The sequence below is a fragment of the Brevibacterium sp. HMSC22B09 genome, assembly GCF_001806795.1.
Classification (GTDB): Bacteria; Actinomycetota; Actinomycetes; order Actinomycetales; family Brevibacteriaceae; genus Brevibacterium; species Brevibacterium ravenspurgense.
This window is the reverse complement of record NZ_KV785999.1, coordinates 23,584-33,214: the sequence shown is the minus strand read 5'-3', so window position 1 is coordinate 33,214 and position 9,631 is coordinate 23,584. Positions and strand designations below refer to the sequence as shown.

Below are 9,631 nucleotides of genomic sequence, written 5' to 3'. Positions count from 1 at the left end.
GCGCCGGGCGACCCCCCGCGGACGGGCTGGACGCCCCCGCCGGGCGGACGGGCCCACCGACCGCCGGGCGAACGCCCCCGCCGCTCAGTAGCCTTCCGTTACGACTTCGATGAACCGCAGACCGGGGGCCGAGGCGAACTCGGCAAGGGCCGCATCGAACTCTTCCGGTGTGCTCACCTTGGCGGTGCGGGCCCCGTAGGCCGCTCCGAGTGCGGCGAAATCGGGGTTGTCCAGACTGGTGAAGACGGGGCGGCCGGGGTATTCGCGCTCTTGGTGCATGTGGATGGTGCCGTAGAGCGAATTGTTGACCACGATCACCAGCACGTCGAGGTTGTTGGCGGCCATCGTGGCGAGCTCTTGGCCGTTCATCATGAAGCAGCCGTCACCAGCGAATGTCACAACTGTCCGATCGCGGTGCTCCAAGGCGGCTGCGAGCGCTGCCGGAATTCCGTAGCCCATTGACCCCGACTGCGAAGCAACGTGCGAGGGGAAGGTCGAGTAGGTGCGGTTCTTCTGCACCCAAGCCGTGTAATTCCCGGCGCCGTTGGTGATGATGGTTTCCGCGTCGAACCGGGCGTTGAACTTCTGCATGAACGGCCCACCCAGGGAAGTCTGCAGGTTCCGCTCGATGTAGTCGGCCCAGTCGTCGTGCAGCTTCTTCTGCCAGGCCCGGCGGGCATCGGCGAGCGCGGAATCTCCGGCTCCCCCGCCAGCCGCGCCACCGTCACCCGAACCACCAGCACCAGCCGAACCACCCGCACCAGCCGAAGCACCACCCTCGTGTTCAACCAGCGCGCGCATGAACTCCAGTGGGCTGGCGGCAGTCCCAACATGAGCGGGGAAGAACCGGCCGATGACGTTCGGATCGGGGTACACGTGGATGACGCCAGGCCCAGCCTGGCCATTGGCCGCGCCGCCACGGTAGTTCTCCCATTCCTCCCCCGTGTTGGGATCAGGGCGGGAGCCGAGGAAGAAGATGACATCCGCCTCGTCAGCGTTGTTTTCCAGCACTGACCGGCCGAACTCGAAGGTGCCCGCGTAGGCGGGCGATGAATTGTCCACCAGGTGCATCCGCCTGTGTGCGGCCGCCAGCGCAATCCCGTTGCGCCCGCAGTAGTCGGTGACAAGCGGGCCAAGCTCCGGCGCGTAGCCGGTGGAACCCAGGATGATGAGCGGCTTTTCGGCCTCGCCCAGCAGGCGGTGGGCTTCCTGCACCGAGTGCGCATCAGGCAGCACCGGCGCGGGGGTGGTGCGCGATTTCAGCGGGGCGTCGGTCTGTTCGACCAGCATGTCTTCGGGCAGCACAACAACCACCGGACCGGGATCGCCGGACACCGCGGCATTGAGCGCGCGCACCGTGAGTTCGGGAACCCGCTCGACCGTGTTGATTTCGATGACTTCCTTGGCCAATTCGCCGAACATCTGTCGGTAGTTAACCTCTTGGAAGGATTCGCGGTGTTGGTGGTCGCGTGGAATCTGACCGATGAACAGCACCATGGGGCTGGCGTCCTGCTTGGCCACGTGCACGCCGATGCTGGCGTTTGTCGCACCCGGTCCGCGGGTGACCATGCAAATGCCGGGCTCGCCGGTGAGAGCACCGTGGGCGGCTGCGGCCATTGCGGCGCCGCCTTCTTGCCGGGTGACGATGATTTCAATGTCGTCGGTGTGGTCGTACAGCCCATCGATCACCGACAGGTAGCTTTCGCCCGGCACCCCGAACACGCGCGTCACACCGCTGGCCACCAGCTGTTCGACGAGCGCGTGCCCGCCTTCGCGGACCGCGCAGTCGAGGGGACTTTCGTGGTCTCCCGCGCACGAGGCGGGGTCATGATGCACTTGCGTGCTCAGGCTGGTCTGGACTGCTGTCGCGGACGGTTTGGCTGACACTCTCTGCTGCCCCCTTGCAGTGGATCGTGGTTGATGTCTGGCTCTACCCTAAGCCCAGATCAGCGCCCAGAACAGGGCTGTGCGCTCGCGGTGCTGGACGGCTGTGCTCAGCACCGCGGGCGCACGGGTTTGATCAGTGAATTGCTTCAGCGATAGGAGTGTCGCCGTCGTCGAAGTTGATCGTGCGGCCGATGGTGTTGTCGTCCTCGACCGCGGCCGCGATGACCTGCGCGACGTTTTCGCGCGAAACCTCGCTGCCCTTTCCGTCAACGGTGATTGTGCCGCTGCCCGGTTCGAGCGTAAGCAGGCTGGGTCCGAGAATCGTCCAGTCGAGTTCCGTCCCGCGCAGGTGTTCATCCGCGATGCTCTTTGCTTCTGCGTACTGCCAGAAGCTGTCGTCAGGGTCCACACCGTGATCGCGGCTGGCGTTGAAGTAGGAGACCATCACATAGCGCTTGGCGCCCGCCTGCTGGGCGGCGTCCATGGAGCGGATCGCGGCATCCTGGTCGACTGCCTTCGTGCGGGCCGGGTTTCCTCCACCTGCTCCGGCGGACCAGACGACCGCATCCTGGCCTTCAAGCAGCTCAGCCAACTGTGCGGTGTCGAGCTGTTCAATATCAGCGACCTTCGGGGTCGCGCCGGTTTCGGCGACGTCGGCTTCGTGGTCGGGGTTGCGGAACACCGACGTGACCTCGTGGCCTGCTTTGACCAGCAGGGGTGCTGCCAGCAGGGCGATCTTTCCGTGTCCGCCGATGATCGTAATGCGTGACATGAGACCTCCTCAGATCGTGGTCGTCACGTACAGCACGACATCCGGGCGGCTTATTCCATCCGCTGCGGTCTGAAGAGAAACGCCCGGGCAAACGAGGTGCCTGCCGGCCGCCACTTAAGCGCTGCCCCCACCAAAGAGCTCCCGCAGGTCATCCGCGGAGATTCCGCGCGCGAAACCAGCTCCGCCGTCCATGAGCGAATCGAACAGTCGCGCCTTGCGCTGCTGCAGGTCGACAACCTTCTCTTCGATTGTCCCCTGCGCCACCAGCCGGTAGACCATGACCTTTTTGTCCTGCCCGATGCGGTGAGCGCGGTCGACCGCCTGCGCTTCGGCCGCCGGGTTCCACCACGGGTCCATGATGAACACGTAGTCAGCGGCCGTAAGCGTAAGCCCGGCACCTCCGGCTTTGAGCGATATGAGGAACACCGGCGCCCTGCCTTCCTGGAACGCCGTCACCAAATCCGCTCGTTCGCTCATGGGAACCGAGCCGTCCAGATACAGGTGGGCGGCACCTCGGGAAGTGAGTTCGGCCGAAATGCGCTGCAGGAACGACGTGAACTGGCTGAACACAATCACCCGGTGGCCCTCGTCGATCACCCGACCCAAGGATTCCAGGAGCGTCTGCATTTTCGACGATTCAATCGACGAATAGCTGCCGCCTTCGACGATTGCTGGGTCGAGCGCCATCATCCGCAGCAGCGTAAGCGACCGGAAAACCGTCATCCGGTTGCCGTCAACATCCATGTCGCCCAACAGCCGCAGAACCTTTTTGCGCTCACGCTGCAGAAGCGTGTTGTACGCCTTGGCGTGTGCGGGAGTGAGTTCGACGCTGATGATCGATTCCTGCTTTTCCGGGAGGTCTTTCGCCACGAGTTCCTTGGTGCGCCGCAGCATGAAAGGCCGCACTGTTTGCCGCAGCAGAAGCATGCGCTCTGGGGCTTCACCGGATTCGATCGGCTTGGCGAACTCCTCGTTGAACCGCCGGTAGGGCCCCACGAGCCCCGGCACCGCAATCCGCAGCAGCGACCAGAAATCAGCGAGCGCGTTTTCCATGGGTGTACCCGTGATGACCAGGCGAAACGGCGCCTGAATCTTTGAAGCCGCTGCAAAGCCCTTGGACTGCCGATTCTTGACCGCCTGCGCTTCGTCGAACACCGCACCGGCCCACGGCAGCTTCGTGTATTCCTCGGAATCGCGCCGCATGAGGGTGTAGGACGTGACAATGACATCCGCGCCGCTGCGCGCTTCTTCCAGCGAAGTTCCACGTTTCTTGCTGGTCTGGCTGACCACCCGCACGTCGAGCCCGGGCGTGAACCGGGCAGCTTCCGCCTGCCACACGCCCACAACCGATGACGGCGCCACCACCAGGAACGGGGCCGAGGTGCCGGCCCGGTCGTCTGCTTCTTCCGGGTGGTCTGTGCCTGCCGGGGCCGAGGTGTCGGCTGGGGTCTCTGCCGCCGCACCCGCCGCGGTTTCGCGGGCGTGGGCAATGAGCGCGAGCGTTTGAATGGTTTTGCCCAAGCCCATGTCATCAGCGAGGATTCCGCCGAGACCAGCCCCGTATAGGAAGCTCAGCCACTGGAAGCCTTCGCGCTGGTAATCGCGCAGTGTGGCTTTCAGCCCCGCAGGCAGCGGGGCGGTCGGAAGTTCGTCCACTTGGGCGAGCGCGCGAATACGCTCAAACCATTGAGTGTCGCCTTCGATGGTGTCCGCGATGTCTTCGAGCGCTTTGAACTGGCCCACCTGGTGTTTGTCGATGCGCTGTTTGGTGGGCGACCATTCCTGCAGGACCGTTGCTTCGCGGATGAGGTCGCGCAGCTTGTCGAATACCGGGTGGTCCAATTTGAGGTAGGACTTATCCGGCATGAGCACCGCGTCTTGTCCGCGGGCGAGCGCCGTGAATACCGTGGCGAAGGGAAGTTCGCGATCGCCCACGTGGACGGACATGGCGAGGTCGAACCAGTCGTTGCGCTCATTGACCACCGCACTGACATTCGGTGTTCCCTCAATGTGCACGTAGTCGGGCCGTGTGCCGAAAACCGAAACTTCGATGAGCGGCGATTCTTCCAGCTGCGGCAGAACTTCGGCCGTGAACTGGGCGGCTTCAACACCGTCAAAAGACAACGTGTCTTCGCGCGCCTGATCGGGCCACTGCCGGTGGATTTCCGCGAGGATGTCGCGTTCAGCCTCGATATTGCGCTGCCCGCTGGCACCGGCACCTCCGGAAGCACCTCCGCCAGCCCCGCCAGCCCCACTGCCGGCGGGTGGGTTGAGCGGCAGACGCCGATTGGGCATCCGATACCGCCACTGCCACGAAAGGTCGACGTGATCGCCGGTGAAAGAGGCCGTGAGGTTCAGCTGCGGGGTTGTCGAGTCCGGCAGTTCCACCGATGAATCCGCGCTCACTACGGCAGCCGACTGACTCAGCACGGTCAGACCCTCATCGAAGAACTCCTGCCGATCCTCAGCGGGCACACTGAAGCCGTCGGACAGCAGCAGCCTCTGCAGGCCTTCGTGCGCCGGACGGTCTAAACGCGCAATGCGAACACGAACACCAGAACCACCCGCAGCACCGGATCCGTGACCACCCTCATCTGCCCCATCACCGGGAAGAACAATGTCGGCAAGCGCGTACGGTCCTAAGAACTTGGGCCGCCGGACGGGTTCACCGTCAATGCTGAGGGCGGGTGTCAGCTGCAGCCCGCCGTGTGCCCGCGTGCCCTCCGCGCTGGCAATGGAGAATTCAGCCGACGCTGTGTCTCCCCACTGCACAGATTCAATCGGCGCCAGCCCAATGAACTCGACCCCCATCTGTTGGGCGCGCTCCAGCAGTTCCCACATGAGCCTGCTGCCGGTGTCTGCCAGATCGATGTGATCTTCCCGCATGGCCCGGCCCACACCTTCGGACAGGTGCAGACGGTAGATCTGCCCCAGAATTGTGGCCTGTTCGGGGTCGAGCCCAGGATCACCGCCGGACATAAGCGAGCGCCAGGTCAGCCCGCCTTTGATCCAGGCATCGCGCTGGCCGCGCCGCATAGGGCGGATGACCAGCTGCACATTGGGGTCCCAGGCATCCTCGGCAGACACCGAGGTTCCGGCCCCAGCCCGCTGTTCGAACCAGCTGATGCGCCGCTGCAGTTCAAAGGCAATGGCCAGACCGCCGCGCGCCGGAGCTTCCGGCGCTTGGAGGAACCGCAAGGCCTGCCGCCACTGCGGTTCGGGCTTGTGGGCGGGGTCTTCGGTCGGCAGGTCGGTAAACAGAAGGTCGGGGTCGACTTCCCCGCCGTCCTCAGCAAGGACGAGCTCGTCACCCCAGGCTCCCGAGGTGGAATCACCTGCCGCTGCCCGCTGGGCTCCGCTGAAACCCGTGGGCCAGCCGACGGGGTTTTCGCACGCCGGAGTGGTGCGCCGATCATGTGGAACGGGGGCCAGCTGGCGAATGGGAACGTCAAGTTCGTCAATGTGTCCCGTGGACTTTTCGACACAGTCCGCGACGAAGCTCAGGTCAGCACTCGCCAATGGCGACAGGTGGCCCACTCCCCCAAACTTCTGGACGCTGGCCAGCGAAGTAGTCCAGCGCAGAAGCGCTGCCGCGTGTTTGCAGTCCCTGCCCACTGGGCAGGTGCACATGCACGCTGTGGGAGTGAACCACTGGAGTTCTTCAGCCCGGCTGCGTGCAGGCATGGGCAAATCCAAAAGGTCGAGCTCGCGGGGAGTAGAAGCCCCCGCGAGCTCAACATGTACGGAATAGGAATCAGTGCCGACAACCTCGGCTTCAATCACGCTGTCGTCGGGAAACCACGACACCGCTGCCAACCGCTGTTCCTGCGCGTAGGCAATACCGCGGTTGAGCGCACCGGAATCGAAGCGTGAGGTCAGGTCCCGGTAGGCAACAGCGGGCAGCAACAGGCGCGGTGTTCGCATGCACCCATCATGTCACTGCCCACTGACACGCAGCTCACTCGCGCGACGAACCTACGCGGTTGCCCGCCTTCCATTCGGCCCAGCCCGGCTGGTCGGCCATGAAGGCTTCGATTTCTTCCTTCGAAGCTTCCAGCTTGGGATCGTGCTTGAGGTAGTGCCGGGTTTCGCGGGCAATGAGACCCGACAGGATCAGGATGCCCACGAGGTTCGGCAGAGCCATGAGGCCGTTGGCCACGTCGGAGAAGTTCCACACGACCTCGAGTTCCGTGGTGCAGCCGACGAACACGACCAGCGAGAAGAAGATGCGGAACGGAACAACCGCACGGCGGCCGAACAGACGCTCGAAGTTGCGCTCGCCGTAGTAGGACCAGCCGAGGATGGTCGAGAAGGCGAACAGAACCAGGCCAACCGTGACAATCCAGTGACCCCACTGACCCGGCAGACCGAAGGTGAAGGCCTCACCGGTCATGAGCGATGCCGAAATCTGCTCGCCGGCTTCGTCGGTTGCCTTCCACACGCCGGTGGTGATGATGACCAGACCGGTGAAGGTCACAACGATGATCGTGTCGATGAAGGTCTGGGTCATCGAAACCAGACCCTGACGCACCGGGTGCGTCGTCTTGGCGGCAGCAGCGGCGATCGGCGCCGAACCCAGACCGGATTCGTTCGAGAACAGACCGCGGGCAACACCCATCTGGATGACAATCAGAATGACCGAACCAGCAAAGCCGCCTGCGGCAGCGGTACCGGAGAAGGCACCTCGGAAGATTTCACCGAAAGCAGCCGGGAGACCCGAAATGTTCGCAATGAGGATGTAGATGGCAGCGCCGACGTAGAAGACGATCATGACCGGCACGAGAGCCGAGGTGACCGAACCGATCGAGCGAATGCCGCCGACCAGAACAACCAGGGCCAGAACAGTCAGAACCAGACCGGTGACCCAGGTGGGCACGTGCCAGGAGTTCTCAACGTTCGAGGCGATCGAGTTGCCCTGCGTGAGGTTGCCGATGCCGAAGCAGGCAACCGCGGCGAAGATAGCAAACGACAGGCCGAGAACCTTGCCCACCGGACCCTTGATGCCGCGCTCCAGGTAGTACTGGGGGCCACCGCTCTTCTCGCCGGCGGTGTCAGTGGTGCGGAAGCGCACTGCGAGGAATGCTTCGGCGTACTTGGTGACCATGCCGACCAGGCCGGTTATCCACATCCAGAACAGAGCACCGGGACCGCCAATGCTCAGGGCCGTTGCAACACCGACGATGTTGCCCGTGCCGACGGTTGCCGCAAGCGCGGTGGTCAGCGCCTGGAACTGCGAAATGTCGCCTTCCTCTTCGCCCTTGTCGCGACGCTTGATCAGACCCAGGTTCATTGCCGGGATCAGCTTGACGAACTGCAGACCACCCAGGCGGATGGTCAGGTACAGACCGGTGCCGAGCAGCAGGGGAATGAGCAGGAAGGGTCCCCAGATAACGCCGCTGATGGCAACCAGCGCGTTGTTGATCGATTCGACCATCGTTTTCTCCGTGAGTATGTGTGTTTTCTGAGCATTTGCTCGGAATGGAATGGCAGAACCTTACATCGTGTGACGCAAACCACCAAAAATGTGCGCGGTAGGTCACACAGTTGACTCACGAGAGTGTGCAGCACCCTGCTGACGGCGGCCCAAAACGGGCAAGAAAACGGTCAGGCGTCCGGCGCCTCGGCAACCTCCGTCCGGTCCTTCTTATTCATCCAGTCCTTGCCGTCGACAACCCGTGCCACCAGCATTGACGACACGTTGTCGCCGGCCGCGTTGACCGTGGTGGCCGGCGGGTCGACCACGGTGCCGATCACCGAAATGACCGGCAGAGCCGCCGGCGGGAAGCCGTACATGGTGATGATCATGAGCTCACCGAGGAAACCGCCCGACGGAACACCGGACATGACCATGCCCGACAGCAGGGCAATGAGAATCGCGATGAGCAGCGCCTGCGGAGTGAAGAGGTCGCGCTCAAACACGGCGAATAGGAACGCGATCTTAAGGATCGCCGACAGGCACGAACCCTCCATGTGGATCGTCGCGCCGATCGGAATGATGGTTTCGCGCACGTCCTGCGGAACACCGATCCGCTTGGCCGCGCGCAGGTTCGCCGGAATCGACGCAACCGAGCTGCCCGTGCCCAACGACACCGCAGCCGGCTCCAGAATGTTGCGCCACATGCGGCGCATAGCCGGGACACCGCCCGCCAGCAGGGAATACAGAGTGAAAGCCGCAAAGAAGTAGATAATCGCCACCGGGTAGTACACGGCGAAAGCCTTAACGTAGCCGCCGACCAGCTGCGGACCGAGCTCACCGACCAGCGCTGCAAAGTAGGCGCCCAGGCCGATGGGGGCGTAGAACATCACGAGGCTCGTGAGCTTCATGAAGACTTCGTTGCCGGAATTGAGAAACGCCTTGAACGGCTGGCCCAGCTTGCCGATCGAACCGCACGACAAACCCACGAGCACCGCGAAGATGATGAGCGGCAGCATGCTTTCGGCCGACAGGATCTTGCTGAAGTCATCAACCGTGAAAGCGCCGACAATCTGATCACCCAGCGAAATCTCTTCGCCGGCATCGGGCTTTTCGTCCATGCTGACGGTCAGGCCTTCGAACGGACGGAAAATGCCCAGCGCTGCGAGCATGACAATCGAAGCGACAATGCCGGTGCTGATGAACACCGCCATCATCGAGCCCATGATCTTGCCCAGCCGCTTGGCCGAGTCCATGTTCGCCACGGCCGAGCTGATCGAGAAGAACACCATCGGCACCACGAGCGTGAACATGAAGTTGATGAACAGCGCGCCCAAGGGCTTGAGAACTACCGCCCGCTCACCGAGCACAAGCCCGATGATCGCGCCGAGGACAATCCCCGACAACACGAAGATGGGGAACCGGTAATTGCGCCAGCCGGTCTTGACGCCGTCGTTGTTCATACTGTCCTTTCGCACGCTTCCACGCGCCTGTCGCGGGAGTGGTCCCGGGTTCCCGGGCCGCCGAAATCACGAGGTGGAGCTTAGGTCCCGTGGGCT

Annotated in this window: 5 protein-coding genes; all 5 read right to left on the bottom strand. The window is 63.4% G+C overall.

Going from position 1 to position 9,631, the window contains the following annotated elements:
- Nucleotides 1-84: 84 nt before the first annotated feature.
- The 5 genes from HMPREF3087_RS01545 to HMPREF3087_RS01525 all read right to left on the bottom strand — a co-directional run bounded on the left by HMPREF3087_RS01545 (nt 85) and on the right by HMPREF3087_RS01525 (nt 9,535).
- A complete protein-coding gene (locus HMPREF3087_RS01545) occupies nt 85-1,887 on the bottom strand; it encodes a thiamine pyrophosphate-dependent enzyme (RefSeq protein ID WP_083271966.1) in 1,803 nt (600 codons plus the stop codon).
- A 133-nt stretch (nt 1,888-2,020) separates the two neighbouring features.
- The gene (locus HMPREF3087_RS01540) at nt 2,021-2,659 is read right to left on the bottom strand and encodes an SDR family oxidoreductase (RefSeq protein WP_070427812.1); all 639 of its coding nucleotides are present in this window, start codon (nt 2,657-2,659) and stop codon (nt 2,021-2,023) included.
- 114 nt (nt 2,660-2,773) lie between these two features.
- Nucleotides 2,774-6,583 carry a DEAD/DEAH box helicase gene (locus HMPREF3087_RS01535; RefSeq protein WP_070427811.1) on the bottom strand — a complete coding sequence of 1,270 codons (3,810 nt, stop codon included), beginning with the start codon at nt 6,581-6,583 and terminating at the stop codon, nt 2,774-2,776.
- 34 nt (nt 6,584-6,617) lie between these two features.
- Nucleotides 6,618-8,093, bottom strand: coding sequence for an alanine/glycine:cation symporter family protein (locus tag HMPREF3087_RS01530; RefSeq protein WP_070427810.1), 1,476 nt, complete (start codon nt 8,091-8,093; stop codon nt 6,618-6,620).
- 170 nt (nt 8,094-8,263) lie between these two features.
- On the bottom strand, nt 8,264-9,535 hold the full coding sequence (locus tag HMPREF3087_RS01525) for a dicarboxylate/amino acid:cation symporter (RefSeq protein WP_070427809.1): 1,272 nt from the start codon (nt 9,533-9,535) through the stop codon (nt 8,264-8,266).
- Nucleotides 9,536-9,631: the final 96 nt, after the last annotated feature.